Annotated in this window: 28 protein-coding genes and 1 pseudogene; 16 read left to right on the top strand and 13 right to left on the bottom strand. The window is 65.2% G+C overall.

Annotated features, from left to right (window positions below; translation table 11 throughout):
- Positions 1 to 107: 107 nt before the first annotated feature.
- A complete protein-coding gene (locus ACSQ3Z_RS26170; RefSeq protein WP_192181579.1) occupies positions 108 to 296 on the bottom strand; it encodes a hypothetical protein in 189 nt (62 codons plus the stop codon).
- Positions 297 to 474: 178 nt separating this feature from the next.
- Here ACSQ3Z_RS26170 and ACSQ3Z_RS26175 point away from each other — a divergent pair, with 178 nt between their 5' ends.
- From ACSQ3Z_RS26175 to ACSQ3Z_RS26195, 5 genes are all read left to right on the top strand, one after another.
- A complete protein-coding gene (locus ACSQ3Z_RS26175) occupies positions 475 to 2781 on the top strand; it encodes a cation:proton antiporter domain-containing protein (protein ID WP_436174193.1) in 2307 nt (768 codons plus the stop codon).
- A gap of 69 nt (positions 2782 to 2850) precedes the next feature.
- Positions 2851 to 3465 carry a LysE family translocator gene (locus tag ACSQ3Z_RS26180; protein WP_436174194.1) on the top strand — a complete coding sequence of 205 codons (615 nt, stop codon included), beginning with the start codon at positions 2851 to 2853 and terminating at the stop codon, positions 3463 to 3465.
- Positions 3466 to 3563: 98 nt separating this feature from the next.
- The gene (locus ACSQ3Z_RS26185) at positions 3564 to 4130 is read left to right on the top strand and encodes a hypothetical protein (RefSeq protein ID WP_436174195.1); all 567 of its coding nucleotides are present in this window, start codon (positions 3564 to 3566) and stop codon (positions 4128 to 4130) included.
- A 65-nt stretch (positions 4131 to 4195) separates the two neighbouring features.
- Positions 4196 to 4732 carry a GNAT family N-acetyltransferase gene (locus tag ACSQ3Z_RS26190; protein WP_436174196.1) on the top strand — a complete coding sequence of 179 codons (537 nt, stop codon included), beginning with the start codon at positions 4196 to 4198 and terminating at the stop codon, positions 4730 to 4732.
- A gap of 14 nt (positions 4733 to 4746) precedes the next feature.
- Positions 4747 to 5049, top strand: coding sequence for a DUF1330 domain-containing protein (locus tag ACSQ3Z_RS26195; RefSeq protein ID WP_436174197.1), 303 nt, complete (start codon positions 4747 to 4749; stop codon positions 5047 to 5049).
- A gap of 54 nt (positions 5050 to 5103) precedes the next feature.
- Here the strand turns inward: ACSQ3Z_RS26195 and ACSQ3Z_RS26200 are convergent, their stop codons facing one another.
- Together ACSQ3Z_RS26200 and ACSQ3Z_RS26205 are read right to left on the bottom strand one after the other, a co-directional pair.
- Positions 5104 to 5739, bottom strand: a complete 636-nt coding sequence (locus ACSQ3Z_RS26200; RefSeq protein WP_436174198.1) for an ankyrin repeat domain-containing protein — start codon at positions 5737 to 5739, stop codon at positions 5104 to 5106.
- A 132-nt stretch (positions 5740 to 5871) separates the two neighbouring features.
- A complete protein-coding gene (locus ACSQ3Z_RS26205; RefSeq protein WP_436174199.1) occupies positions 5872 to 7077 on the bottom strand; it encodes an MFS transporter in 1206 nt (401 codons plus the stop codon).
- 217 nt (positions 7078 to 7294) lie between these two features.
- On the opposite strand from ACSQ3Z_RS26205, the gene ACSQ3Z_RS26210 reads away from it, so the two are divergent.
- Positions 7295 to 7714 carry a VOC family protein gene (locus tag ACSQ3Z_RS26210; protein ID WP_436174200.1) on the top strand — a complete coding sequence of 140 codons (420 nt, stop codon included), beginning with the start codon at positions 7295 to 7297 and terminating at the stop codon, positions 7712 to 7714.
- A gap of 68 nt (positions 7715 to 7782) precedes the next feature.
- On the opposite strand, the gene ACSQ3Z_RS26215 is transcribed toward ACSQ3Z_RS26210, so the two are convergent.
- The 8 genes from ACSQ3Z_RS26215 to ACSQ3Z_RS26250 all read right to left on the bottom strand — a co-directional run bounded on the left by ACSQ3Z_RS26215 (position 7783) and on the right by ACSQ3Z_RS26250 (position 15279).
- Positions 7783 to 8679 (bottom strand): carbohydrate ABC transporter permease, encoded by an 897-nt coding sequence (locus ACSQ3Z_RS26215; RefSeq protein ID WP_436174201.1) that lies wholly within the window; start codon positions 8677 to 8679, stop codon positions 7783 to 7785.
- 1 nt (position 8680) lies between these two features.
- Positions 8681 to 9532, bottom strand: a complete 852-nt coding sequence (locus tag ACSQ3Z_RS26220; RefSeq protein ID WP_436175146.1) for a carbohydrate ABC transporter permease — start codon at positions 9530 to 9532, stop codon at positions 8681 to 8683.
- Between the two features lie 190 nt (positions 9533 to 9722).
- Positions 9723 to 11048 carry an ABC transporter substrate-binding protein gene (locus tag ACSQ3Z_RS26225; RefSeq protein WP_436174202.1) on the bottom strand — a complete coding sequence of 442 codons (1326 nt, stop codon included), beginning with the start codon at positions 11046 to 11048 and terminating at the stop codon, positions 9723 to 9725.
- A 38-nt stretch (positions 11049 to 11086) separates the two neighbouring features.
- On the bottom strand, positions 11087 to 12169 hold the full coding sequence (locus ACSQ3Z_RS26230; protein WP_436174203.1) for an ABC transporter ATP-binding protein: 1083 nt from the start codon (positions 12167 to 12169) through the stop codon (positions 11087 to 11089).
- A 184-nt stretch (positions 12170 to 12353) separates the two neighbouring features.
- A complete protein-coding gene (locus ACSQ3Z_RS26235; protein WP_436174204.1) occupies positions 12354 to 12962 on the bottom strand; it encodes a DUF922 domain-containing Zn-dependent protease in 609 nt (202 codons plus the stop codon).
- Positions 12959 to 14497 (bottom strand): winged helix-turn-helix domain-containing tetratricopeptide repeat protein, encoded by a 1539-nt coding sequence (locus tag ACSQ3Z_RS26240; RefSeq protein ID WP_436174205.1) that lies wholly within the window; start codon positions 14495 to 14497, stop codon positions 12959 to 12961. The genes ACSQ3Z_RS26235 and ACSQ3Z_RS26240 overlap by 4 nt, the downstream gene beginning before the upstream one ends.
- A 64-nt stretch (positions 14498 to 14561) precedes the next feature.
- On the bottom strand, positions 14562 to 14777 hold the full coding sequence (locus ACSQ3Z_RS26245; RefSeq protein ID WP_436174206.1) for a hypothetical protein: 216 nt from the start codon (positions 14775 to 14777) through the stop codon (positions 14562 to 14564).
- Between the two features lie 295 nt (positions 14778 to 15072).
- Complete coding sequence (locus tag ACSQ3Z_RS26250; RefSeq protein WP_436174207.1) at positions 15073 to 15279, bottom strand: hypothetical protein; 207 nt, start codon at positions 15277 to 15279, stop codon at positions 15073 to 15075.
- A gap of 260 nt (positions 15280 to 15539) precedes the next feature.
- Here ACSQ3Z_RS26250 and ACSQ3Z_RS26255 point away from each other — a divergent pair, with 260 nt between their 5' ends.
- Positions 15540 to 16985: a LuxR C-terminal-related transcriptional regulator gene (locus ACSQ3Z_RS26255; RefSeq protein ID WP_436174208.1), complete on the top strand. Its 1446-nt coding sequence runs from the start codon at positions 15540 to 15542 to the stop codon at positions 16983 to 16985.
- 147 nt (positions 16986 to 17132) lie between these two features.
- A complete protein-coding gene (locus tag ACSQ3Z_RS26260; protein ID WP_436174209.1) occupies positions 17133 to 18233 on the top strand; it encodes a flavin-containing monooxygenase in 1101 nt (366 codons plus the stop codon).
- A gap of 49 nt (positions 18234 to 18282) precedes the next feature.
- On the opposite strand, the gene ACSQ3Z_RS26265 is transcribed toward ACSQ3Z_RS26260, so the two are convergent.
- Complete coding sequence (locus ACSQ3Z_RS26265; protein WP_436175147.1) at positions 18283 to 18711, bottom strand: BA14K family protein; 429 nt, start codon at positions 18709 to 18711, stop codon at positions 18283 to 18285.
- A gap of 680 nt (positions 18712 to 19391) precedes the next feature.
- On the opposite strand from ACSQ3Z_RS26265, the gene ACSQ3Z_RS26270 reads away from it, so the two are divergent.
- From ACSQ3Z_RS26270 to ACSQ3Z_RS26295, 6 genes are all read left to right on the top strand, one after another.
- Complete coding sequence (locus ACSQ3Z_RS26270) at positions 19392 to 19841, top strand: EF-hand domain-containing protein (protein WP_436174210.1); 450 nt, start codon at positions 19392 to 19394, stop codon at positions 19839 to 19841.
- Positions 19842 to 19887: 46 nt separating this feature from the next.
- Complete coding sequence (locus tag ACSQ3Z_RS26275) at positions 19888 to 20271, top strand: hypothetical protein (RefSeq protein WP_436174211.1); 384 nt, start codon at positions 19888 to 19890, stop codon at positions 20269 to 20271.
- A gap of 91 nt (positions 20272 to 20362) precedes the next feature.
- Entirely contained in the window at positions 20363 to 20959 is a 597-nt protein-coding gene (locus ACSQ3Z_RS26280; protein WP_436175148.1) for an RNA polymerase sigma factor, read from the top strand.
- The gene (locus ACSQ3Z_RS26285) at positions 20956 to 21396 is read left to right on the top strand and encodes a hypothetical protein (RefSeq protein WP_436174212.1); all 441 of its coding nucleotides are present in this window, start codon (positions 20956 to 20958) and stop codon (positions 21394 to 21396) included. Before ACSQ3Z_RS26280 ends, ACSQ3Z_RS26285 begins: the two co-directional genes overlap by 4 nt.
- Positions 21393 to 21797 carry a periplasmic heavy metal sensor gene (locus ACSQ3Z_RS26290; protein WP_436174213.1) on the top strand — a complete coding sequence of 135 codons (405 nt, stop codon included), beginning with the start codon at positions 21393 to 21395 and terminating at the stop codon, positions 21795 to 21797. The genes ACSQ3Z_RS26285 and ACSQ3Z_RS26290 overlap by 4 nt, the downstream gene beginning before the upstream one ends.
- Before the next feature lie 342 nt (positions 21798 to 22139).
- Entirely contained in the window at positions 22140 to 22526 is a 387-nt protein-coding gene (locus ACSQ3Z_RS26295) for a hypothetical protein (protein WP_436174214.1), read from the top strand.
- Between the two features lie 23 nt (positions 22527 to 22549).
- Here ACSQ3Z_RS26295 and gcvA read toward each other — a convergent pair whose 3' ends face one another.
- Complete coding sequence (gcvA, locus tag ACSQ3Z_RS26300; RefSeq protein ID WP_436174215.1) at positions 22550 to 23464, bottom strand: transcriptional regulator GcvA; 915 nt, start codon at positions 23462 to 23464, stop codon at positions 22550 to 22552.
- Positions 23465 to 23584: 120 nt separating this feature from the next.
- Here gcvA and ACSQ3Z_RS26305 point away from each other — a divergent pair, with 120 nt between their 5' ends.
- Together ACSQ3Z_RS26305 and ACSQ3Z_RS26310 are read left to right on the top strand one after the other, a co-directional pair.
- A complete protein-coding gene (locus ACSQ3Z_RS26305; protein WP_436174216.1) occupies positions 23585 to 24289 on the top strand; it encodes an SDR family oxidoreductase in 705 nt (234 codons plus the stop codon).
- Positions 24290 to 24370: 81 nt separating this feature from the next.
- Positions 24371 to 25000, top strand: a pseudogene (locus ACSQ3Z_RS26310) (glutathione S-transferase family protein).
- The last annotated feature ends 6 nt before the right edge of the window (positions 25001 to 25006 follow it).

Here is a 25006-nt window from a genome sequence, read left to right on the forward strand (position 1 = left end):
TCCGCCCGAAGCGGCCTCCCTGTCTCTGCCATGTCGCTTGTAGCCGTGTGGGACAGCCTTGGGAGTGCCCGGTCACCGACCGTATCGTCGGCCCAGGCTTCGCGGGACTACCGCAGCCTTGCCGACCGTGGAAAATCCACCACTTCCGCCGCCGGCCGTGTGTACTGGGCGGCAACGATCGCCTCGATCAACAGGTCGAGCGCCGAAAGGGCCTCGCTGCTCGTTTCGTCGTCGCCGCGCAGATAGTGACAGGCCCGCTCCAGATGCAGGCGAGCGGCAGCAAAGTCGCTTTTCATTAGCTTCTCCTTATTGCCCGCCGTGCAACGAACATGCGCGACTCGCTTTACCCGAAAGCAAACATCCACAGCCGCATTTGAATCGAATTGTCCTGAGGTCGCCCGACGCGCTGCACGGCGAGCAACCTGTGCAACCGATGTCGCCTGCAACCGTTGTTTCCGACAGAATGAGGGGTGCATGATTCTTTCGTTCCTGCACAAATGGCGCTGGCCACTCGGGATCGCGGCAGCGGCCCTGTTCCTGGCCCCGGCTGCGGCCTGGCCGGCGGAAAAGACTGGCCCATCCAGCGTCATAATCTCGAGCGAAGGCATCTTCGTTCTCGAGATCATCCTCCTGCTGGTCGTCGGGCGCGGTCTCGGCGAGCTGCTCGAACGCATCGGCCAGCCGGCCGTCATGGGCCAGCTCATCGGCGGCATCTTGCTCGGGCCTTCGCTGCTCGGCTGGCTGTGGCCGGAGGCGGAGCGGGCGATCTTCTCCGGCGACGCCTCGCAAAAGAGCATGATCAACGCCATCGCCCAGCTCGGCGTGTTGATGCTGCTCCTGCTCACCGGCATGGAGACCGACCTCAGACTGGTGCGCAGGGTCGGCCGCGCGTGCTTTTCCATCTCCGCCGCCGGCGTAGCGATCCCCTTCGTGCTCGGCTTCGCGGCGGCACAGGCCATGCCGGCCTCGCTGCTCGCCGAAGGCAGCGAGCGCGTCGTCGCCGGCCTCTTCCTCGGCACCGCGCTCTCCATCTCTTCGGTCAAGATCGTCGCCATGGTGGTGCGCGAGATGAACTTCATGCGCCGCGACCTCGGCCAGATCATCGTCTCCTCGGCGATCATCGAGGACACGATCGGCTGGGTCATCATCGCCATCACCATCGGCATCGCGACCAAGGGCCGCATCGAGCTCGGCAGCCTCGCCTTTACGCTTGCCGGCGTCGCCGCCTTCATGGCCTTTTCCTTCACCCTTGGCCGCCGCATCGTCTTCGACGCCATCCGCTGGACCAACGACAGCTTCAGCAGCGAATACGCCGTCGTCACCGTCATCCTCGCCATCATGGGCGCGATGGCCTTGATCACCGACCTGATCGGCGTCCACACCGTACTCGGCGCTTTCGTCGCCGGCATCCTTGTCGGCGAGTCGCCGATCCTGTCGCGCCACATCGAAGGCCAGCTGCGCGGCGTCATCACGGCGCTGTTCATGCCGGTCTTCTTCGGCGTCGCTGGCCTGTCGGCGGACCTCACCGTGCTCCTCGATCCGCAGCTTGCGCTGCTCACCGTGGCGCTGGTTGCAATTGCCAGCCTCGGCAAATTCGCCGGCGCCTTCATCGGTGCGGAGTTGGCCGGCATGCCGTTTCGTGAGGCGATCGCGGTGGGCTGCGGCATGAATGCGCGCGGCTCGACCGAGGTCATCGTCGCCTCGATCGGCCTGTCGGTCGGCGTGCTCTCGCACAACCTCTTCACCATGATCGTCACCATGGCCGTTGTCACCACGCTGGCTATGCCGCCCACGCTGCGCTGGGCGCTTGGCCGGCTGTCGATCGGCGACGCCGAGAAGAAAAGGCTGGAGCGCGAGGAGATCGACCAGCGCGGCTTCGTCGCCAATCTGGAGCGGCTGCTGGTGGTGGCCGACGAAGGTGTCGTCGGCCGCTTCGCCGCCTACATGGCCGGCGTGATCGGCGCCGGCAAGCCGATGACGGTGCTGCATGCCGGCGGCGAGAACGAGGCCGAGCCGGGAGCGGAGCCGAATCTGGAGGAGATCGAGAAGGGCGCCGAGGACAACCGCGAGGCGGCGAAGGTGGCCGACGAGCCGCCCGCCGCCAGGGCTCCCGTCACCCGCCGGCATGGCACGCCCGTTTCGGCCGAGACCGTGGCGAAGGAGGCGCGCAAGGGTTACGGCATGCTGATTGTCGGGCTCGGCCGCGCACTCACCGCCAAGGGCGGTTTCACCCGCCGCATCGACGAGATCGCCGGCGCCTTCGACGGTCCGCTCTGCCTGGTGCTGAAACCCGCCGCCGCCGGCCGGCAGATGCCGAGGCTCGGCCCCGAGTCGGGCCGGATCCTGGTGCCGGTCAACGGCACGTCGGTCGCCCGCCGTGGCGCCGAGCTGGCGCTTGCCGTTGCCGCCGTCACCGGCGCGCCGGTCAAGATGCTCTATGTTGCGCGGGTCGGCCGCGACGAGCCGCGCGACGCCGTCTCGCATCGCCGCAGGGAGGCGGTGCTGAAGGACATTGTCGCGCTTGCCGACCGCTACGGCGTCGAAGTCGAGACCGCCATCCGCAGCAGGGCCGCCGCCGCCGATGCCATTGCCCGCCAGGCCGGCAGGGGGGTGGCGTTGATCGTCATGGGCGTGGCGCGGCGCCCGGGCGAGGAGCTGATGTTCGGCGAGACGACGAGCGACGTGCTGCAGCGCTGCCGCTGCCCGGTGGTGCTCATCTCCGACGAGCGGCTGCCCCGCGACGACGCCGCCCGCGCGGCATCGCGCTCCGGCACTGGTTGACAGGGCCGTCCCGCGCTCCGATTGTCGGTGCTTCCGGTTTCGCCTCTGGTCATCGAAAGGCAGACAAGAATGACATTGTCGGGCTTTGCCGCCTATTCCGGCGCGCTGGCGATCGCTGCCATCATTCCGGGTCCGCAGATTGTCGCCATCGTCGCGCAGGCGCTGAAAAGCGGCTACCGGCAGGCGGCCTGGATGATCGCCGGCATGGTGCTGGGCGACGTGCTTTATCTCGCCGCCGTGCTCGCCGGCCTGGCCGTCATCGCCGAGACTTTCAGCTTTCTGCTGATTGCCATCAAATGGGCGGGTGTCGCCTATCTCTGCTATCTGGCGGTGCAGTTCTGGACCTCGGGCGAGACCTTCAATGTGGCTGACGCTGGCAAGGCCGGCGGTGGCAAAAGCGCGTTCGTCTCAGGCATCCTGGTCACGCTCGGCAATCCCAAATCCGTGCTGTTCTACATTGCCATCCTGCCGACGGTTGTCGACATCGGCGCGCTGTCGCCGCTCGACGTGCCTGTTCTGCTAGCCGTTACCGCGATCATCCTGACGGCGGTGCAGTTCCCGTTCGCCATTGCCGGGGCGAGGACCCGCCACACCTTGCAGTCGCCGCGTGCCACGCGCCTGTTCAACCGCGGCGCCGCCGTCTGCATGGGCGGCGCGGCCGCCACCATCGCGCTCAGGAACTGAGGGCGCTGCCGATCTCCACACGTGGGGGAGATCGCATCTGTGACGCCTCGCTTCAAAGTTGCGCCAGATCGGTTATCTTCGTCGCTGAGGAGGTGACGATGGGCTTTAGCACAAAACCTCTCGACGCAACCACCTGGCCGGGCTTCGCCGCGCTGGTCGAACGGCACAATGGCGTCTGGGGCGGCTGCTGGTGCATGGCCTTCCACGCCAAGAGCACCGGCGCGGCGGGGAACCGTGCCGCAAAGGAGGCCCTGGTGCGCGAAGGCCGCGCCCATGCCGCCCTGGTTTTCGACGGGCCGGCCTGCGTCGGCTGGTGCCAGTTCGGCCCGACGCAGGAACTGCCGCGCATAAAACACCGCCGCGCCTATGAGGAAGGGCTGACCATGCTTCCGGACTGGCGCATCACCTGCTTCTTTTCCGACAAGTCGTATCGCGGCAAGGGGGTGGCGTCGGCCGCACTTGCCGGCGCGTTGGTCGAAATCGCCCGCCTGGGAGGCGGTACGGTGGAAAGTTATCCCGAGGATGCAGAAGGGCGTTCGGTCGCCGGCGCCTTCCTGCACAACGGCACGCTGGCCATGTTCGAGCAGCAAGGTTTTCGGCGCGCCGGCCAGATCGGCAAGCACCGCTGGGTGGTCGAAAGGGATGTGAGGCCGCGCGGCGTTTGAGGTTTTAAATATGAGCAAATTCTAATATGCTACCGCCCTATCCAACGGCCCATGGGATTTCCCAGATGGTTGGCCAGGAGTTGCAGTACCGGACAGCAACACGCGACGACATCGCGGGGATTTCGGCGCTGACGGCGCTGGCGATTGCCGAGCTGCAGAAACCCTTCCTCGACGACGCCCAGATCGAATCCAGCCGTGCGATCATGGGCCTGGACACGCAGCTCATCGATGATGGAACCTATTTTGTCGTGACCTGCAGCGGGGCTCTTGCTGGCTGCGGTGGCTGGAGCCGGCGCGCAACGCTGTATGGTGGCGATCAGTCGAACGGACGCAATGTGGCATTGCTCGATCCGGCCAAGGACGCGGCGCGCGTCAGGGCCATGTATACCCATCCCGATTTCGTCCGGCGCGGCATTGGCCGCCTGATCCTCGCCATTTGCGAGAGCGCTGCAAAAGAGGAGGGCTTTCGCCGTGTCGAGCTTGGGGCGACAATGGCCGGGGAGCCGCTCTATCGGGCCTGCGGCTACCAGCCGGGCGAAAAGACTTTCGACGACAGCGGCGGCGCGCCGGTTCCGATCCTGAAAATGTGGAAGACGATTTGAGAGGGAGAACGCCGATGGCGGCCTATCTGATTGCCGATGTCGATGTCACCGACGCGGCCGTATTCGAACAATACAGGCGTGAGGTTCCGGCGACCGAGGAGCGCTACGGCGGACGCTATCTCGCGCGCGGCGGCGCGACCAAGGTGTTCGAGGGCGACTGGCACCCGCACCGCCTCGTCATCATCGAGTTTCCCGACATGGCGTCGCTTTCGGCCTGGTATGACTCGCCGGAATACGAGCGCTTGAAGGAGATCCGCTTTCGCAGTGCCAGGACACGCATCCTGGCTGTAGAAGGGATCGCTTTGTCGCCTACCTAGGCTGGACGATCTGTCGCGATGGGATAGGTGTGGCGCAGCGGCTCTGCCTCGCGCTCACTTGCCGTCGAAGAAACTGCGGATCGCGGCTTCCAGTCTTTCGATGAAGCGAGGGTTGTGGCAGCTTCCCGCCCAGATCATGGCGTTCAGTCGCATATCGCGGTTGAGGAAGTTCACCTTCCTGGTCTCAAGCAGATATTCGGCGATGTCGAAATGCCGTCCCTTGATGGCCTCGATCAGCGCATTGTTGCGCCCCGTCTTGTCCATCAGATTGACGTCGGCGCCATGCTCCACGAGCAGCTTCACGATGTCCAGATGCCCGTTCTTGGCGGCTTCGATCAGTGCCGTGCGGCCGTAATAGTCGGCGCGTGCGTTGATGTCGATTGCGCGATGTTTCACCAGGGCCGAGATGGAAGCGTAATGGCCCTTGGCCGCCGCCAGGCTCAACGGCGTGCTCTTCCATTTGTTGCGGGAGTTCACGTCGATTTCGGGGTGCTCGATCAGGGCTTCGACCGTCGCCGTGTGAGCATTGAGGGCCGAAAGATGCAGCGCCGACCAGCCGCCTTCATCCGCCTGGTTGATATCCGCGCCGGCCGCCAGCTCGGATTGAACCGCCTCCGCATCGCCTTTCTCGGCGGCGACCAGCAGGCTCGACCACCCCCTGGCGTCTTCGGCTTCCAAGCTTTTGGTCAATGCGGTGGCTCCCGATGCGCCTGGCCAGAATACCACACATCGTGCCGGTTTCAGTGGTGTTCCGCAACGGGATCGGCGACAAACCCTGGAACAATGGCCGCTCCCGCGAGCGGCCATTGTTTTGGCACAGGCTTACGCCGGCTGCAGCGCTGCCCTGCGCGGCAAAGGCGGGAAGGCGATGGCAATTCCCGCCGCACCCAGCCCGACAAGAGCCGAGCCGATGAACAGCCAGGAATAACTGGCATAGGCATCGAACACCATGCCGCCGGCGAGCGGGCCGAAGGCCATCCCAAGGCTGGAGAGCATGGTGGCGGCGCCGAGCACCGTGCCGATGATGCGCCCTCCGAAATATTCGCGCGCCAGCACCGCGTAGAGCGGCATCACGCCGCCATAGGTGGCGCCGAAGATAACGGCCAGCACATAGAACTGCTCGAGCTGCCTGACGGCGAGATAGCCGGCGATTACCACCGCCTGGATCGCCAGCCCGGCGACCAGCACCGGCTTGACGCCGAGGCGGTCGGCGAGCACGCCGTAGAGCAGCCTGCCGCCCAGGCCGGCAAGACCCTCGACGCTGTAGATGGTGACCGCCGCCATCGGCGCGACGCCGCACAGCATGGCATAGCTCACCATGTGGAAGATCGGTCCGGAGTGAGCGGCGCAGCAGGCAAAGAAGGTGAGGCCGAGCACGATGAACTGCGGCGAGCGCAGCGCCTGGCCGACCGACATACCGGGGTCGTCGGCAACGGGACCGGCAGCCTCGTCACCGGGGGCGGGGACAGGCGGCTGGCGCACCAGGAAGGCGACCGGCAACAGCAGCACCCAGGCCATCACGCCAATGTCGAACATGGCGGTGCGCCAGTCATAGGCCGTGATCAGCCAGCGCGCGAAGGGCGAGATCGTCATCGGCGCCACGCCCATGCCGGCCGAGACCAGCGACACCGCAAGGCTGCGGTTGGTGTCGAACCAGGTCGTGGTCAGCGCGATCATCGGCGCGAAGAAGGCGCTGGCCGCGAGCCCGACCAGCACGCCATAGGTGAGCTGAAACGCCAGCAGCGAGCCAACGCGGCTGGCCAGCACCATCGCCAGCCCGAGCAGCAGCGTGCCGGCGAAGACCACGGGGCGGGCACCGACGCGGTCGTAGATGGCGCCCCAGGCAAAGCCGCCGAGGCCCATAACCAGAAAATTCAGCGTCATCGCGCTCGATATGCCGGCGCGTGACCACTGCGTGTCGAGCGCCATCGGCTCCAGGAAGATCGCCAGCGAAAACATCACACCGATGGCGACACAGCTCATCAGCGCGCCAGCCGCGACGATGACCCAACGGTAGGAAGGCTTCATGATTTGCTCCCGAAATCAGTTCGATGCGGCGCGACGCTTTTCGTGCCTTTGTCGAGCCGCTTGCGTCCGAAGGACGCTGAGGCGGACGCCCATCCTACAATCCGGTTGCATTTTTTATCTGGTTTTGTGCCGCAGCGATACGCGGCAGGTCCTGCGAATTGACCGGACGCCATCCTAACCTAGATTGAAGCCATTGCGATCAGGAGGAGTCAGGGCAATGAAGCTCCATCGGGGCCGTCTTATCGACCACATCCAGCTCGTCGTGCGCGATCTGAAGGCGAGCCGGCGTTTCTACGACGCGGTCCTCGATGTGCTGGTCATTCCTGTCGGCGGCGAGGCCGAGGATTACTTCTGGGCCGACGAGTTGTTCGTCTCCAGCGCCGACAGCCGCGCGGCAAGCGGAGTTCTGACCGGCCGCCACCATCTCGCCTTCCAGGCGAAGGACCGGGCCGTGGTCGACGCCTTCCACAAGGCCGGACTTGCGGCCGGCGGCCGGGACAATGGCGCGCCGGGCGAGCGTACCTACCACCCCGGCTACTACGCCGCTTTCCTGCTCGACCCGGACGGCAACAACATCGAGGCCGTCTTCCATGGACCGGCGAAGCGCAGCGCCGCTTCGGTGGAGATCAATTTCTAGGCCGTGCCATCGGTGATCTTGTCACAAGGCGGCCATTGTCGCCGCGTTCGCGCGGCATGCTTGCAGGATTATTCCTTCACCGCGCCCGTCATCGAGGAAACGTAGTGCTCGACGAAGAAGGAATAGAGCACGACGACCGGCAGCGAGCCGATCAGCGCTCCCGCCATCAGCGCCCCCCATTCATAGACGTCGGAGCGGACCAGTTCGGTGAGCACCCCGACCGGCACGGTCTTGTTTTCCGACGACTGGATGAACGTCAGCGCATAGATGAACTCGTTCCAGGACAGGGTGAACGCGAATATGCCGGCGGAAATCAGGCCCGGCACCGATAGTGGCAGCACGATCTTGGTGAGGATCTGCCACCGGCTCGCCCCGTCGATCAGCGCGCATTCTTCCAGCTCGAACGGAATGGAGCGGAAGTAGCCCATCAGGAGCCACGTGCAGAACGGGACCAGGAAGGTCGGGTAGGTGAGGATGAGCGCAAACGGCGTGTCGTAGAGCCCAAGGTTGAACACCATCACCGACAGCGGAATGAACAGGATCGACGGCGGCACCAGATAGGCGAGGAACACCGCCAGGCCGACCTGCCGCGCCCCGGAGAAGCGCAGCCTTTCGATCGCGTAGGCGGCAAACACCGATGCCAGCAGCGACAGGAAAGTGGCGGCCGTCGAGATGATGATCGTGTTGAGCAGCCAGCCCGGATAGGACGTCTCGAAAAGCAGGTAGCGGATGTGCTCCAATGTCGGATGCACGACCCAGAACGGATTGAAATTCTGATAGTCGGTCATCTCCAGATTGGGCTTAACCGCGGTGATCGTCATCCAGTAGAACGGGAACAGGAGCACGATGACGAACACCAGCAACGGCAGATAGACCGTCACGACGCGGCGCGGCAGGCTCTGCAGGTAGCCCATGCCGCCTTCGTCGATTTCCGAACGCTTGGTTCTCTTTGTGGTGGCCGCCATGTCAGTCTCCGCCGCCCTGCTGCCATTTGCGGCGTTGCAGGCCGAAATAGCTGAATAGAATCGCCGCCAGCAGGAACGGGATCATGGCGACCGCGATCGCGGCGCCCTCGCCAAGCTGGCCTCCCGAAATGCCGCGCTGGAAGGAAAGCGTCGCCATCAGGTGGGTGGCATTCACCGGTCCGCCGCGAGTCAGCACATAGATCAGCTGGAAATCGGTGAAGGTGAACAGCACTGAAAACGTCATGGTGATGGCGATGATCGGCGTCAGCAGCGGCAGCGTCACATAGCGGAACAATTGCCAGCGGCTGGCGCCGTCGAGCGTGGCCGCCTCGTAGAGGGACTGGGGTATGGTCTGCAGGCCGGCGAGCAAGGTGATGGCGACGAAAGGAATGCCGCGCCAGACATTGGCCGCGATGACCGAGGCACGCGCGTTTGTCGGGTCGCCGAGGAAATTGATGCGGTGGTCGATCAAGCCCATCTGCTGCAGCGCCCAGGACAGGATCGAGAATTGCGAATCGTAGATCCACCAGAAGGCGATGGCAGACAGCACGGTCGGCACCACCCACGGCAGCAGGACGATCGCTCGGAAGAACGACTTGAACGGCAGGTTCTGGTTGAGGATGAGCGCCAGCCAGAGGCCGAGCACGAATTTCAGCAGCGAGGCGCTGATCGTGTAGAGCAGCGTGTTGAAGACGGAGAGCCAGAAGACGCTGTCGCTCCACAGATACTCGTAGTTCTCGACGCCGATGAAGATGCCGGGGCGGCCGATGCGGGCGTCGGTGAAGCCGAGCCAGACGCCGAGCCCGAGCGGATAGGTCAGGAAAACCAAAAGCAGCGCCGCCGCCGGCAGCATGAAGCCGAAGCCAAGCGCGTTGTGGCTTTCGGACAGGCGAGAAAGGATCGACGGACGCGGCTGGACGGCGACGGACGACACGGCCATGGGAAGGTTCCTCGGGAGGTCTCCTTGGTCGGCCCGGGCGGCCGCCAAGCGATTTCAGGAACCGGACCGGGCAGCAATCGTGCCGCCCGGCTCGGCTGTGCGCTCAAACGCGGTAGTAGCGGTTGGCGCGCTTTTCCGCCTCCTCCATCGCCTCCTGCGGTGTCGCCTGGCCGGTCACGGCCTTGGCGAACATGTCCACCAGCACATAGTCGGCCATGGTCGCCGCCGAGGCATAGCCGAGCGGTCCGGCATAGCCGTTGGGACGCAGCGTCGCCGAGGCTTTCGCATAGGCGGCATTGTTCGGATCGGCCGTCCAGACCGGATTGTTGTCGAACGCCTTGAGCGTCTGGCAGCAATAGCCGGCCGACGAGGTGATCCAGTCCGTCATTTGCGGATCCTCGAACATGAACTGTAGATAGGCCTTGGCCGCATTGGGGTAGGGCGTGTAGTCGAAGATGACGGCGGTGGTCACCTGGAACAGTTCGACGGCTTTTCCGACCGGGCCGATCGGCAGGTTGGTGGTGCGGATGTCCTTGGCGATTTCAGCCAGCTTCGGATCATTGTCCTTGTTGGTCTTGGCGGTGTTGTAGGCGGAAATGCCATTGGCGATGACGCCGAGCTCGCCGGCCAGGAAGGCACGGTTGTTGTTCACGTCGAGCCAGCTTTCGGTGCCGGGAATGAAGGTCTTGTAGAGCGCCTGCGCGTACTCGATCGCCTTCAGTGTCTCAGGGCTGTTGATGGTCACCTTGCCGCTCTCGTCGACCATCTGGCCGCCATGGCTCCATAGCAGCCAATGCGCGTAGTTGTTGCCGTCGCCGACGCCATGGCCATGCGTGAAGCCGGCCGGATGGCCCTTCGCCTGCAGCGCCTTGCAAAGCTCGAGGAAGCTTGCCGTGTCCTTCGGAAACTCCGAGAAGCCGGCTTCCTTCACCCAGCTTTCCCGGTAGACGATGGCATTGCCGATGGTGGCCAGCGGCAGGCCGAGGAATTTGCCTTCCCGCGTCGCATACTGCTTCGGTCCGTCGTACCAGCCGCCATATTTTGTGCCCAGATGTTCACCCAGTTCCGTCACGTCGTGCAGCTTGTCCGGATACTGGTGCGGGTCGTCGAACCAGACGAACATCAGGTCCGGGCCGGAGCCGACATTGGCGGCCACCGCCGCCTTGGGGCGAATGTCCTCCCAGCTTTCCTTGTCGACGCGGACCTCGACGCCCGTCGCCTCGGTGAACCGCTTGGTGTTTTTCAGCCATTGGTCCTCGTCGCCCTGGACGAAGGGCGACCAGCGCAGCAGCCTGAGCTTGGCGCCGTCCTCGGGCTTGTACTTCAGCCCCTCCTGGGCGAAGGCGGGCGAACCGACGAACCGGCTTCCCAAGGCTCCCGCCGCCACGCCGGCGGTCGTGCGGATCACGTCGCGTCTGGTGAATTTCATGGTCGTTTCCTCCTCTATGTTTCCTTGCTGTATAAGTCCTACTGCCCGGCGCGGGTTTCCAGTCGCTGCCCGGTTTCGCCGTGAAACAGGTGGATGAGGCCAGGCTCGGCGGTGAGCCGCACGGTCTCGCCCGGCGTGAAGGAATGACGCTCCCGGAAATTCGCGACGATGTCCTCGCCGCCGGGCGTGCGGCCGATGAGCTGCACCTCCGAGCCGGTCGGCTCGACGACGACGACGGTGACGGGAATGCCCTGGTCGGACAGCCTGAGATGCTCGGGCCGTATCCCCAGCACCACCGGTTCGCCCTTGACGGTGGAAGGCAGCCTTGCCAACGGCACTGAAATCCCGCCGGCACCGCGAAAGGACGGCGTGCCGTCCAACGCGATTTCGCCCTTGAGCATGTTCATGGCCGGCGAGCCGATGAAACTGGCGACGAACAGATTGTTCGGCCGGTCGTAGAGTTCCAGCGGCGGCCCGATCTGCTCGACGATGCCGTCATGCATGACCACGATCTTGTCGGCCATGGTCATGGCCTCGATCTGGTCGTGGGTGACATAGACCGTCGTGGTCTTGAGGCGCTGGTGCAGTTCCTTGATCTCGGCGCGCATCTGGACCCTCAGCTTGGCGTCGAGATTCGAGAGCGGCTCGTCGAACAGGAAAACCGCGGGATCGCGCACGATCGCTCGGCCCATGGCGACACGCTGGCGCTGGCCGCCGGAAAGCTGGCGCGGATAGCGGGCCAGCAACGGCACCAGCCCCAGGATTTCAGCCGCGCGCTGGACGCCGGCGTTGCTCTCCGCTTTCGCGACACCCTTGAGCATCAGCGAGAACGCCATGTTCTCGGCGACCGTCATGTGCGGGTAAAGCGCGTAGTTCTGGAACACCATCGCAACGTCGCGTTCCTTGGGCGCGACGTTGTTGACGACACGCTCGCCGATCGCGATCTGGCCGCGCGAAATCTTCTCCAGGCCGGCGATCATCCTGAGGAGGGTCGATTTTCCGCAACCCGACGGCCCGACCAGCGTGACGAACTCGCCGTCGTCTATATCGACGCTGACGCCGTGCAGGATCTCGACGGTTCCGAATGACTTATAGACTTCGCCAATTGCGACAGACGCCATTTATGACTCCTCCCAACGGTTTCCCGACGCCCCTGAGGAAACCGCTCCAGTCCCGCCGCGACAGCCCTCCAGTCCCCTCTGGTCACGCGACAGACTCAGCGACGGTAGCGCTACCAAACCAGCCTGTAAACCCGCGCTGTGGCAAGTGCTTAACTTCGTCGCCCATGTGGTGAATCCGAAAGCACTATTCCCCGTTCACAAATGCCAGCACCAGCCTCTGCAAATTGCCGCCCGGCCCGAATTCGACGCGGTCGAAGTCGCGGCTGGCCTGCCGCTGCGCCTGTGAGAGTTCGGAGAGCCTGTTCGTCAGTTCGGTACGGATCTTCTTGCAGCCGGGGTCGCCGGCGACGGTGAGGCCGACGCTGATCGCCTCGATCTTGCGCACCATGTCGACGATCTGGTCGCCATGCACCCTTTCGTGGGCGGCCAGGCCGGCGATGAAAACCGCCCAGCCCTTGCTCTCGACCGCCGGCAGAGGGCCGGTGGGCTTGGGCAGCGTGTAGGTGATGATAAGCTTTGGCCGCGCCGTTTTGAGGACGCAGGCACCGCCCTCGGGCCGGTAGTCCCTGGTCCAGGTCAGCTTGAAATTGGTGTGCGCGATGACGCGGACCTTGTTGCCGACGACGTCCTTGCCGATCAGCGGTCCGCGCTCGCCAATCGAGGCGTAGAGTTCGGGCGCGGTCTGCCCGGTGATCGCATAGTTTTCGACCTTCTCGACCGGTTTCCAGTCGGCACGCGCCGGCGATGACAGGAGCAAAGCCGAGAGAAGACAGAGCAAAAGCGTCGGCTTCACGGATCCATGCCCGCATCGTTCCAGCCAGCGCGTTCGAGGCCGGAGTGCAGGTGCTCCCCGTCCTCCGCACGTCTGATGTGAAAGTCCGTCACGATATCCTCCACGGTCAAAGCTGGATCCAGTTGACGCCCCTCCCTGACGCAAGCCCTGGCCCTGTCGATGTCGCCATCAAGCGCATGGCATGCCGCCAGCCGCGCCCAATGCCAGACATTCTTGCGCGGCAGGCAGGAAAAGGAGGCCGCTGCTTCCCGATAGCGGCCAAGGACAAGCAGTGCCTCGCCTCGGTCGAAATAGTACCACGCGGGGTGCATCGGGTTGAGTTGGACGGCCTGATCGAGCAGCGCCAGTCCGGCCTCGCTATTGCCTTGCAATACCTGGAAGAAGCCTGTCTGGGCAAGTGTGTCGGCATCATAGGGGTTGAGGTCGAGCGCGCGCGCGAAATGCTTTTCCGCGGCAACGTATTCGCCGCGACCCCGGTAGAGCAGAGTAACGGCGAGAATCCTGTGGCAGCGTGCCTCGTCGGGGCTGAGTGCGGTTGCGTGCAACGCCCTGTCGCGCGCCTCGTCGAGCACCGCGCGCGGCGCCGCGGCATAGCCGCCGATGATCACATCGGCGAGCGCAAGATAGGCGTGTGCCAGCCCCGAGCCCGGATCGCGTTCCAGCGCCTTGAGGAAATGCTGGCGCGCCTCCTGGTTGACGCCCTCGCCATAGCTGCGCAGCAGCGCCATGCCGCGCAATATGTGGAAATAGGCCTCGACATTGGCGGCAGGCGCGGGCGGTGCGCGCCGCATGGCCGCGCTCTCGATGTTGGCGACCAGCGCCATCGCGATCCGCTGTGCCACCGCTTTCTGAAAGGCGAAGATCTCGCTCGTCCTGAACGAAAATGTCTGCGCCCAGACGCGGCAGCCGGACGCCGTCTCGGTGAGCATGACGTGCGCGCTATAGCCATCCTCGGCGCTCTCGACGCTGCCTTCCGCCACATAGTCCGCGCCGAGACGCCCGGCGGTCGCCGAAATGTCCTGCGCGGAATGTTCGGCAAGCGCGAAGGCCGAGTGCCGCGCCAGCACCGCGATGGTCTTGAAGTAGGAGAGCGCGTTGGTGATCTCCTCGACCGCGCCGTCAAAGAGCGGCCTTGCCTTCGCATCGGCAGGATCGACGCGAAACGGCAGGATGGCGACCATCGGCTCGGCCGCGCGCCGGGCTTCCGCCGCGACGGCGGCTGGCGGTTGGGGAAGGCCGGTTTCAGCAGCCTGCAACATGTAGCCGCGCCGGGGCACCGTGAGGACCAGCGACTGCGTCTCGTCGCCGATGCATTTGCGCACGTCGCGAATGCACTGGGTCAGCGAATCCTCGCTGACGATGGTGTTCGGCCACACCGCCTCGAACAGTTCGTCCTTGCTCAGCACGCGGCCCGGATTGCGCACCAGGAAGGCGAGCAGTTCGAAGGTCTTCGGTCTGACCGGCACAATCTCGCCGTCGCGCCGCAGCGTGCCGCGCTCGATATCGAGCACCGAGTTGCCGATCCGCAGTTCCAAGCCCCTGCACCATCGCCGCGCGTCATTGCGCAGCAATCATCCGAGCGGCAGAAATTCGGCAAGGTCAAGTGCGAAAGAGAAGCGAAAGGCGTTGCCACGGTCCCGATCGCATGCCGGCCTCGGCCATGGCTGCTTCGTGCGCCGTCAGCCCGTCGAGATAGGCCAGCATCTGTGTGGCCTCGCCGCCGCAGAATTCGACGCTGCCGGTCGACAGGATCCGGTGCATTTCTTCCCGCGCCATGGTCGACGGCGAAAAGGGTTCGTCAGCCTTTAGATGCATGATCGACCTCCAAGGTTGGCGGCAAGGGCGCCAGGGGCAATGCTCGTCGGCTTTGTCTTGCGTGAGCATCGCCGAACCGGCACCTCCGCGTCCTGAAAGGCTGCTGATTTTTTGCTGAAATCGCGGTTCGGCCCGCGCTCTCACCGGCGCCAGAACGGCTTGGCGATCTCGACCTTGACTGAGCCACGGTCGAGATGATCCAGCCCGTCTTCGGCGGCAGAAGCAGACAGTTAGCCTGCACCTTCGTCATATCGATGTCTCGGCAAAGCCTGTCGCAGGGATGGATCGCTGGTTGCTAGTCGCTCGCCAGCTTTTCCAACGAGGGGCAATGCGGTCGGGGGCCGACGGGAACGATCTCATAGCCGGCGGCGATCAGCTGGAATTTCATCTCATCGAAATGCCGCTTGGAGCCGCTGACGATCGCGTCAGGCGTGTAGTCCCAGCCATTGCGGGCTGCACTTGCCAGGATGTCGGCATAGAGGCGCATGCTGGCGATTTTCACGTCCGATTCCACCAATTGCCTGCACCCGCTTGCGAAAGACGGCGGCGGTGCGGCGGACAAACCCAGGATCGCGGATACCAGCACTATGGAAACACGTCGCATGGAAACCTCCCTTGATTGCAGCCTGTTGCTGCAAGGGGAGCTTGCGCCCTGTGCGCCTGCGGTGGGATCGACCAGATGCGGTGTTTTGGGTCCTGCATTTGTAGTATTTTGCTGCGGCAGGCGTTGATAATGTGCCTGTCCGCGGGCAGGGGACCAGCATGAACCACAACGCGACACCGGCTACGTCTTCACCGTCCTTGCCGGCTCTGTCCGAGCGTGAGCGCGCGGTGGCGGAGAAGTTTGCGGCAGGCCTGACCTATCGCGAGATAGGCGAGGCGCTGTTCATTGCGCCGTCGACGGTGCGCACCCATCTCGCCGCGATCTATGAAAAGCTCGGCGTCCGCAACAAGGTAGCACTTGCCGCGTATATCAACCGCGCCCCGGGCGTAGCGCCGGACGAGCCGTCGCCCTTGCCCGACGCCCTGCCAGTGCTGGCCATATTTCCGATCGAATGCCTGAATTCCGAAGAGCGCTGGCGTCGCTTCGCCGACGGCTTGTCGTCGGACATCAGCATTGATCTCGCACGGTACGCGGATCTACCGGTGATCGCTTTCCACACCATGAAGTCGCTGGGCAGCAAGCCCGCCGATTTCGTGGCCGACGGCAAGGCGCTGGGCGCCACCTATATCGTGTCGGGCCAGCTGCGTGCCGACGACACCCGCATCCGGCTGACCATCGAGCTCGCTGATGCGAGGAATGGCGTCAGCCTGTGGAGCGAGCGCTACGACCGCCCGGTCGAGGACATCTTCGCGCTGCAGGACAGCCTGACCGAAAGCGTCATCAATGTGCTCGCCGGTTGTTTCGGAGCGATCGCCACGATCGGGCGCAACGCGGTTCGCCGCAAGCCGCCGGCCAGCCTGCGCGCCTTTGATCTTTATCTGCTGGGCGTCGAGCAGCACAACACCTTTAGCCGCGCCGGCAACGCGGAAGCGATCCGGCTGTTTTCGCGCGCGCTGGAGCTCGACCCGACCCTGGTCAGGGCCTGGACCGAGCTCGCCTACGCCTATTCGATCGAAGCCGGCAACTGTTTTGGTCGCGATCCCAGGGGATCGATCGAGAAATGGCGCGCGGCGGTCGAAAATGCGATCCGGCTCGACCCGTTCGACAGCTGCGCCTGCAACTGCCTTGGCGATCTCATGGGATGCTTCGGTGACCTCGAGGCGGCGGAGCGCGCCTACAAACGAGCCTACGAGTACGGCTCCAACCATGCCGACACGCTGGCGTTGCTTTCCGGCAGCAAGGCGCTGGTCGCCGGCGATCCGGCCGAGGCGATCCCGCTCATCGAGCGCGCCATGCGCCTCAACCCGCTCGCCCCGCCCTGGTATTTCGGCATGCAGGGCCGCGTCCTGTTCTGCGCCGGCAGGCACCGGGAAGCCATCGCGGCATTGCGCAGAAGCTCGCCGGATTCCCCCAATGTGCTGATGTTCCTGGCGTTGGCGCACGCGGCGGCGGGTGAGGGCGCCGAGGCGGCCGGATTCGTGGCCCGGCTGCGTGCCGAGTTTCCCGACTTTTCCGTCGAGGGCTTCATCTCTGGCTATCCCGTGACCAACCCGGACGCCGTGCGGGCTATTCGCGATGCTGCGAGGCTGACGAAGCTCAGCTGAAAGTTGAGGCAACTACACCCAGCCCGCAAACCGCTGCGGCCGCAGCCCCGTTCCCACAGGGGGAGAAGGGAAGGCCACCACCACCCCCAATTGTACCGCGCGCGCCTCTCAGCATAGCCTAGCCGAGCCTGGCGGGAGGAGAATCGCTTGGACACCAATGTCGTCATTGTCGGCGCCGGGCCGGCGGGTCTTGCCGTCGGCGCCTGCCTGAGGCGGGCGGGGGTGGACTTCATCATTCTCGAAAAGGCCCATGAGGTAGCGTCGGCCTGGCGCCGCCACTACCGGCGGCTGCATCTGCATACGGTGAAGTCGTTCTCCTCGCTGCCTTTCGTGCCGTTCCCGCGCGATCATCCGCGCTACGTGCCGCGCGAAAAAATGGTCGCCTATCTCGACGCCTATGCCGAGCGCTTCGAGCTCCGGCCGCGCTTCGGCGAGACGGTGACGGCGATCCGGCGCGACAATGGCGGCTTTGTCGTCGAGACCGGATCGGACAGGCTGACATCACGCCACGTCGTCATCGCCACCGGCAACAATGCCGAGCCGATCGTTCCCGGCCTGCCTGGCCTCGAGGCTTTCAAGGGCAAGGTCCTGCACAGCGCCGACTATACCGAAGCAGCACCGTTTGTTGGCCGCAACGTGCTGATCGTCGGCATGGGCAACACCGGCGCCGAGATCGCGCGCGACCTTGCCGAGTCCGGCGCCCATCCGACACTGTCGGTGCGCAAGGGCGTCCATATCGTGCCGCGGCAATTGTTCGGCGTGCCGATCCAGATGGTCGGCATTGCCAGCCGGCCGATGCCGCAGGCGGTGAACGACTGGATGTTCCCGATCATTCTCGACTTTGCGCTGGGCAAGCTCGAGAAATACGGCATCGTCAGGCCGAGAGAGGGCATCCTCAAGCAGGTCGACGCCGGGCGCATCCCGGTCATCGATGTCGGCACGGTGGCCGCGATCAAGTCCGACAAGATCAGCGTAGCGCCAGACATCGCCGGCTTCACCGAGCACGGCGCCTCCGTCATCGACGGGCGGCAGGTGGCGTTCGAGGCCGTCATCCTCGCTACCGGCTACCGGCCGGCCTATGACAAATTCCTGCCGGCGGAGCTGCGGCCGGCCAAAAGCGGCGTCAATCCCCACGCTTCCGAACTCGGCCTCTATCTGGTCGGCTTCCACAATCCGGTCACCGGCCTGCTCAGGGAAATCGGGATGGAGGCGACCGCCGTCGCCGCCGAGATCGAGAAGCGGAGCTGAGCGACCGGGACGTCAAGCTCCCCGCTTGTCGCGGCGGGCCTCCATCACCTCAGCTATAAGGCGACCAGCACTGCTGGCGAGGGCCATTATAGGGCTGGTAGCTGTTGTCCCAGGCGCGGTAGGAGACATAGCGGTCATAGCACCAGCGCACATGCACCGCGGCGAGCCGGGCCACCGGCCGAGGTGGCGGCGGCGGTGCGACGGTTGCCGCTGCGACACCGGCGGCAAATGCGGCCGCCGGGAACCAGTAACCATTGTGGTACCGATAGCCCGGGCGCATGCGGACATAGCCTCGATGGCCGTTGTAGTAGTAAACGCTGCCGGCGACATAGAAGCCGCGCCGGTACCAGACAGGCGTCGGCTGGGCGGCGACCGATACCGGTGCCGAGGCGGGCACGATCGGCAAGGCTTCGGCAGGAGACCCCAGCGCCGAGGCGCCGAGCATCAGGCCGCAAAGGGCTGTAATTGTCGGTTTCATGATCTTTCTCCTTTGTGGGTCTAAGGTCTTGGGGTTACTGACGTCTGAGCGCCCGCATTTCGGAAATCGAAAGCGCGCCGTCGCCGTTCGTGTCCACCCGCAGCAACCGGTCTGGAATGAAGGCGGCAAACTCGTCGCGCGAGACTTTCCATCCCCGTTGCGGTCCATGCGGCTGGCCTGCGACTGGAAGCCGGCGAACTGCGCGGTCTGGAAGTCGCGCTTCGACTTGACCTGTTCCGACGCGGCGCGCATCTCGTCCGTGTCGAGCAGGCTGTTGTGGTTGGCGTCTATCCGGTCGAACATCTCGCCCCGCACCGCCTGGATCTCCCCGAATTCCAGCATCCGGTCGCCGTTGGTATCGATGCGCCGGAAAAGCTCCCGGGCGCCGCTGCCGTCCGCCGCCGATGCGCTGCCCACGCAAAGCAGCAGGCCGGCAAGGACCATGAAGGTCTTGTTCATGTTGGTCTCCGGTTTGGATCGGACGGCCCGCCGCGGACCGTCCTTGCAGAGCCTTCTACGCAGCGTTTCGTCACCTCCTACGCGGCGTGCGGTGATTTTTTGAGGGGCGCGAATGAGGGGCGGATGCCGAAAAAACTTTCGCGCCGAGCGTAGGGGCAGGGCCGCTGCTGCGTATCGGTCAGCAGTCGCCCCCGCGACCTCACTGCGAAAGGACCACCATCGTGAAACGCCCAGCACTCATCGCGGCCCTGCTTTTAGGGTTCGCACCGCTTTCCGCCGCTCAGGCCCAGGACCACCCGAACAAGGACATGCCCGGTCAGCGTATCCTGCAACGCATCGACACCAATGGCGACGGCTTGATCTCGAAGGACGAGATGAAGGTTGCCCGCGAGCACCTGTTCAAGAAGCTCGACCGCAATGGCGACGGAGTCATCGACGAGAACGAAGTCGAGAGCGCCCGTCAGGCCATCAAGGACCGCGCCGAGGTGGCGCAGGCGAGGGCTGGGAACCGCTGGCGGCGCATGGACACCAATGGCGACGGCAAGGTCTCCGAGGAGGAGTTCACCGCCAGCATGCCGCTGTTCGAAATCGCTGACCGCAACGGCGACGGCAAGCTTTCCGCCAACGAGATCGCCACCGCCCGCAAGCTGGTCTCCGATCGCGCCAACTGACCATCCGTGCGGTCGATTTCCATCCGCCAAAACCAGGGAGCATGACATGACCTTTCCGACGAAGATCCAACTGTTCTGCCTCGGCGCCATCTTTCTCGCATCGGCTGCCTCGCCGGCCTCAGCCGAAGAATGGAAACGGCCGACCGCGCGTGGCGGCGAGATCAGCCGCAGCGTCAGCAAGGATGTCAACGCCTATACCGGCTCGACAACCCGCACCGGCCCCAATGGCGGCACCTACACGTCGAGTTCCACTTGCGTGGGGGGCGTTGTTGACCGCTGCTCCAGAAGCTACTCTGGCACCGGGCCGGAGGGGCAAACCTTCTCCGGCAAGCGAGTCTCGGCGGCCGGGCCGTTCCGTGGCCGCTCGGCCGGCAGCCTCACCGGTCCGAACGGCAACACGGTCTACGGCTTCCGCCGCTGGCACCGTTGACATCTGGTGGTGGGCTTGAATCCGAAATTCGTTTCTGCGCCGATCCGGATCGATGCGAATTTCGGATTCGCCGCCGAAGCCTCGTCAATTGGTGCCCGCTGCCGTGCTGCATGAACAGCCCCGCGGCGACGAAGAGCTTCTGGCGCGCATGGCCGCGGGCAGCCAGGGCGCGTTGTCCGAGCTCATCGCCCGCCACGGCCGTGGCCTGCGGACCTTCGCCGCGCGCTATCTCGGCCATGCCGGCGATGCCGAGGATGTGGTGCAGGAGGTATTCGTGACCGTCTGGAAGCAGGCCGCGCGCTTCGATCCGGCCAGGGGGCGTGCCTCGACCTGGCTCTACCGGATCACCGCCAATCGCTGCATCGACCAACGACGACGCCGGGCGCTGCGCAGCTTCATCGGGTTGGACGACCTCAGGCAGGAGATCGCCGCGCCGGAGGCGGACGCCGAGGCGACGACCGCGGCACGGCAGGAACTGGCGATCGTGCGTGACGGACTGTCGCGCCTGCCGGCGCGGCAGCGCATGGCAGTGCTGCTCAGGGCCGTCGGCGACCTCGACATCGCGGCGATCGCCGAGGTGATGAGCGTCAGCACCGGTTCGGTCGAGCAACTGCTCGTGCGCGGGCGCCGCGCGCTCAGGGATCATTCGGCAATGGCGGCCGCTGGCCGCGAAAGGAAGTCCTCATGACGCGGGACGAATTCGAACGAAACAGGCGCCGCTTTGGCGACGAAGTCGACAACTGGCCGGCGCCGTTCCGGCAGGAGGCGCAGGCATTCATGGCGGGCGCGGAGCATGACGATCCGGACGACGCACTCGACCGCCTCGTGCGCGAGGCGGCGCTGATCGACGGCGACGACCAGGCGCTGGCACACAACGTGTTGGCGCGCATCGATGCCGGGCGGGCGCGGCCGTCTTCCCTGCCGCGTTTCCTGCTGGCGCCGGCCGGGCTTGCGGCCTGCGGCGCGGCCGCTCTCCTGGCAGTGATGCTGGCAGGCTACCAGGTGGCACGGCTGCAAGATGATCTGCAGGATTCGGAGCTGCTGGCGCTGGCGTCCGGCGCGCGATTGGCCGACGACGGCGGGCCTGGCATCGCGGCCGATCCGGCCGAGGAGGATTCGCTGTGACGAAGCGCTCTTGGATATGGACGGCGACGCTGGTGCTGCTCGCTCTTTCGCTCGCAGTCAACTTCTTCCTGATCGGCTACGCCGCGCATGGCCTGCGGCAGGGAATGGCGGCGCGCGTGCTGATGACCGAGATCGCCGGCAGCCATCCGCCGGAGGTGAGGAAGGAGTTCCGCAGCATCCTGCGCGACAACCGCGCGCGCACCTTCCAGGCGCTGCGCGAACTGCGCACGGCGCGCGCCAATCTGGCGGCGGCCGAGAAGGTTTCGCCCTTCGACGAGGCGGCGGTGAAGGAGGCCATGATGGCGGTGCGCACCGCAACCACCAGCCTTCAGGCGACGATGCAGGACTATCTGCTGGCCGCGCTGAAGAACGTCAACGCAAAACCCGCCTCGGGAGGCTGAGCCGCAATGCCCTACTAGCGGCACAATCTTCGCCGACCTGTGTCGCAGTGGCGAGATCGGATCGCGAAGATGGAACAATGCGGCACGACAGGCTGGTCCTGACTCTGCTCTGGCGTGAGGCGCTGGCTGGCCTGCGCGCGATGCGCCGCCGCGACCTCGTCTGGATCGCGCTCGGTGGCGGCGCTCTGCTTGCTTATGCGATTGGCGACATCGTTTTCGCCTTGTATCAGGCAGCAGCCACGCTGCGGCAGGCGCAGGCGCTGTGGACGATCGGCCTGCCGGCGGCACTTCCCGGCCTAGGCGGCTTCGCAGGCAGCGCGCTCAGCAAGCTTTGCCTGTCGCGTGCCTTCGTACCCTTCCTGGGGCATTGCCGCTGTCGCTGCACGAGCGTCGCCGCATGGCGGCCGGGCCAAGATCGCGATTGCCGCCGCACTGCTCGGCGCGCCGCCGCTGCTCATCTTCGATGAATCGCTGAACGGTCTCGATCCGCTCGCCGCCTGGGAGGTCAAGCGCATCATCCGCGCCGTGGCCGCAAGCGGCTGTCACGCCGTCATCATCTCCACCCATGTGGTGGAGGCCGTGCCCGGCCTGTGCACCCGCGCCGTGCTTCTGGCCGAGGGTCGCATCGCTCGCGACTGGGATGCCCGGCAACTGGCCGAGGCGGACAGCGATGCCTTCGAGGCAGAAGTCATGCAGGCGCTGAAAGCCGGCGCATCCGCACCGGCGTGACGCGTGCCGAACCACGCGGCCTATCAGTCCGCAATCGTACTGATCGCCTCGCGGCCCGCCTCATTCAGCAGCCACTGCCGTACGGCTTGCGTCGGCTCGGGGTGACGCTGCTTCCTCGGCACCACGACGTGGAAATCATAGGTGCCACGCATTTCAGCACTGACCGGCTGGACCAGCCGGCCGGCGGCGATGTCGGCCGCGACGAGGAAGCGGCTGGCCAGTGCGATGCCCTGGCCGGCGATGGCCGCGTCGATCGCCAACGCGGTCTGGTTGAAGCGCATACGCTTGGCCTCGACCGTCATCTTGAGGCCGAGCGCCCGCTCCATGAATTCCGGCCACAGATTGTGCGCGTCGTGCATCAGGACATGGTGCTGGATGTCGGCCGGCGCGATCCCGCCGACACCGGGCGGCAGCAGGGCAGGGCTGCACACGGCGACGATCTGCTGCGGGAACAGAAGGTCGACGATGAGGCCGGGGCCGAAGGGCGGCTGTCCCTGCCGCACCGCGATGTCGACGCCGTCGGCCTGAAAACTCGACAGGCTTTCGCTGGCGAGGATGCGCAGGTCGACCAGCGGATTGTGCGCCACGAATTCCGGCAGTTTCGGAATCAGCCATTTGGTGGCGAAGCTCGGCGTGACGCTGATCGTCAGCCGCGCCGGTTCGGGGCGCAGCAGCGCCGTCGCCTCCGAGATCAGCTCGAAGGCGCGACGAATGTTCGGCACATAGGCGCGACCCTCGTCGGTCAGCGCCAGGCCGCGCGGCAGCCGCTCGAACAGCTTTGCGCCGAGGCTGGCCTCCAGCCCGCGAATGTGCTGCGCCACCGCGCCCTGCGTCACGTTGAGCTCATGCGCGGCGAGGCGGAAGTTGAGATGCCGCGCCGAGGCCTCGAAGGCGCGAAGCGCATTGAGCGGCGGCAGGCGAAGGAAGGCTTCGGGCATCGAGCAGTTTTTCTACAGTCTGATTTCAGGCTTTCTGGTTCGAACCAGCGGCGAAAACTGGATATATCATGGCGAGAACACCGAGGATATTGCGGCTTGCCGCTCAGGAAGGGCGAAAAAATGAGTGTAGAAAAAGTGGCAGTGGTCGTTGCCGGCGGCAGCGGCATGGGCGCGGCGGCGGCAAAGCGCCTGGCGAGTGACGGCTTCAAGGTTGCCATCCTGTCGTCCTCGGGCAAGGGCGAGGCGCTGGCGAAGGAACTTGGCGGCCTCGGCGTCACTGGCTCCAACCAGTCGAATGACGATTTGCAGCGCCTCGTCGACCTGACGCTCGAGCGCTTCGGCCGCATCGACGTGCTGGTCAACAGCGGCGGCCATGGGCCGCGTGCGCCGATCCTCGAAATAACGGACGAGCAATGGCGCACCGGCATGGACGTCTACCTTCTGAACGTCATCCGGCCGGTGCGCATCGTGGCGCCGCAGATGGTCAAGCAGAAGGCCGGTGCCATTATCAACATCTCGACAGCATGGGTCGTCGAGCCGAGCCCGATGTTCCCGACCTCGGCCGTGTTCCGGGCCGGCCTTGCCGCCTACACCAAGATCTTCGCCAACACCTACGCCGCCGACAATGTGCGCATGAACAATGTGCTGCCCGGCTGGATCGACAGCCTGCCCGCCACCGAGGAGCGGCGCGACAGCGTGCCGATGCAGCGCTACGGCACTTCGGAGGAGGTCGCCGCGACGATTGCCTTCCTCGCCTCGGACGGCGCCGGCTACATCACCGGCCAGAACATCCGCGTCGACGGCGGCATCATCCGCGCGATCTGACGGCCCGCGGGGTGCAGGAATCGGGTGGCGTCCGGCGCGGCCGGCGTGAAAAAATCCGGTCCGGCCGCACGAGGGACCGCCATGCTCACGCTTCACGATTATTTGCCATCGCAAAATGGCTGGAAAGTTAGGGTCCTGCTCGGGCTGCTCGGCATTGCCTATGACAGCCGCATCGTGTCGATCTTCGAGGGCGAGAGCCACACCGATGCGTTCCTGAAGCTCAACCCGGCCGGCGCCGTTCCGGTGCTCGAACTCGAGGATGGCAGCGCGATCGCGGAATCGAATGCGATCCTCTGCTATCTCGCCGAGGGCACGGCCTTTCTGCCGCAGGATCGCTACCAGCGCGCCAAGGTCATGCAGTGGCTGTTCTTCGAGCAATATCATGTCGAGCCGGTCATCGGCTCGCTGCGCTACTGGACGCTGACCGGACGGCTCGAGCGCAACCAGGCGATGGTTTCAGGCAAGCGCGAAGCCGGCGCCCGCACGCTCGCCGCCCTGGAACGCGGCCTTGCCGCAACTCCGTTCCTTGTCGGCGACGATCTAACCATCGCCGACATCGCGGTCCATGCCTACAGCCACCGTGCGCAGGACTGCGGCTTCCTGCTGACGGACTATCCGGCGGTGCTTGCCTAGGCCGACCGCGTGCAGGAGGCCGTCGGCCCGGGCTACCCCGTGCATCCCTACAGCATCGATCCACATTCCGGCGGCTGAGCAGCC

It is taken from the genome of Mesorhizobium sp. LjNodule214, from assembly GCF_964252735.1.
Lineage (GTDB): Bacteria > Pseudomonadota > Alphaproteobacteria > Rhizobiales > Rhizobiaceae > Mesorhizobium.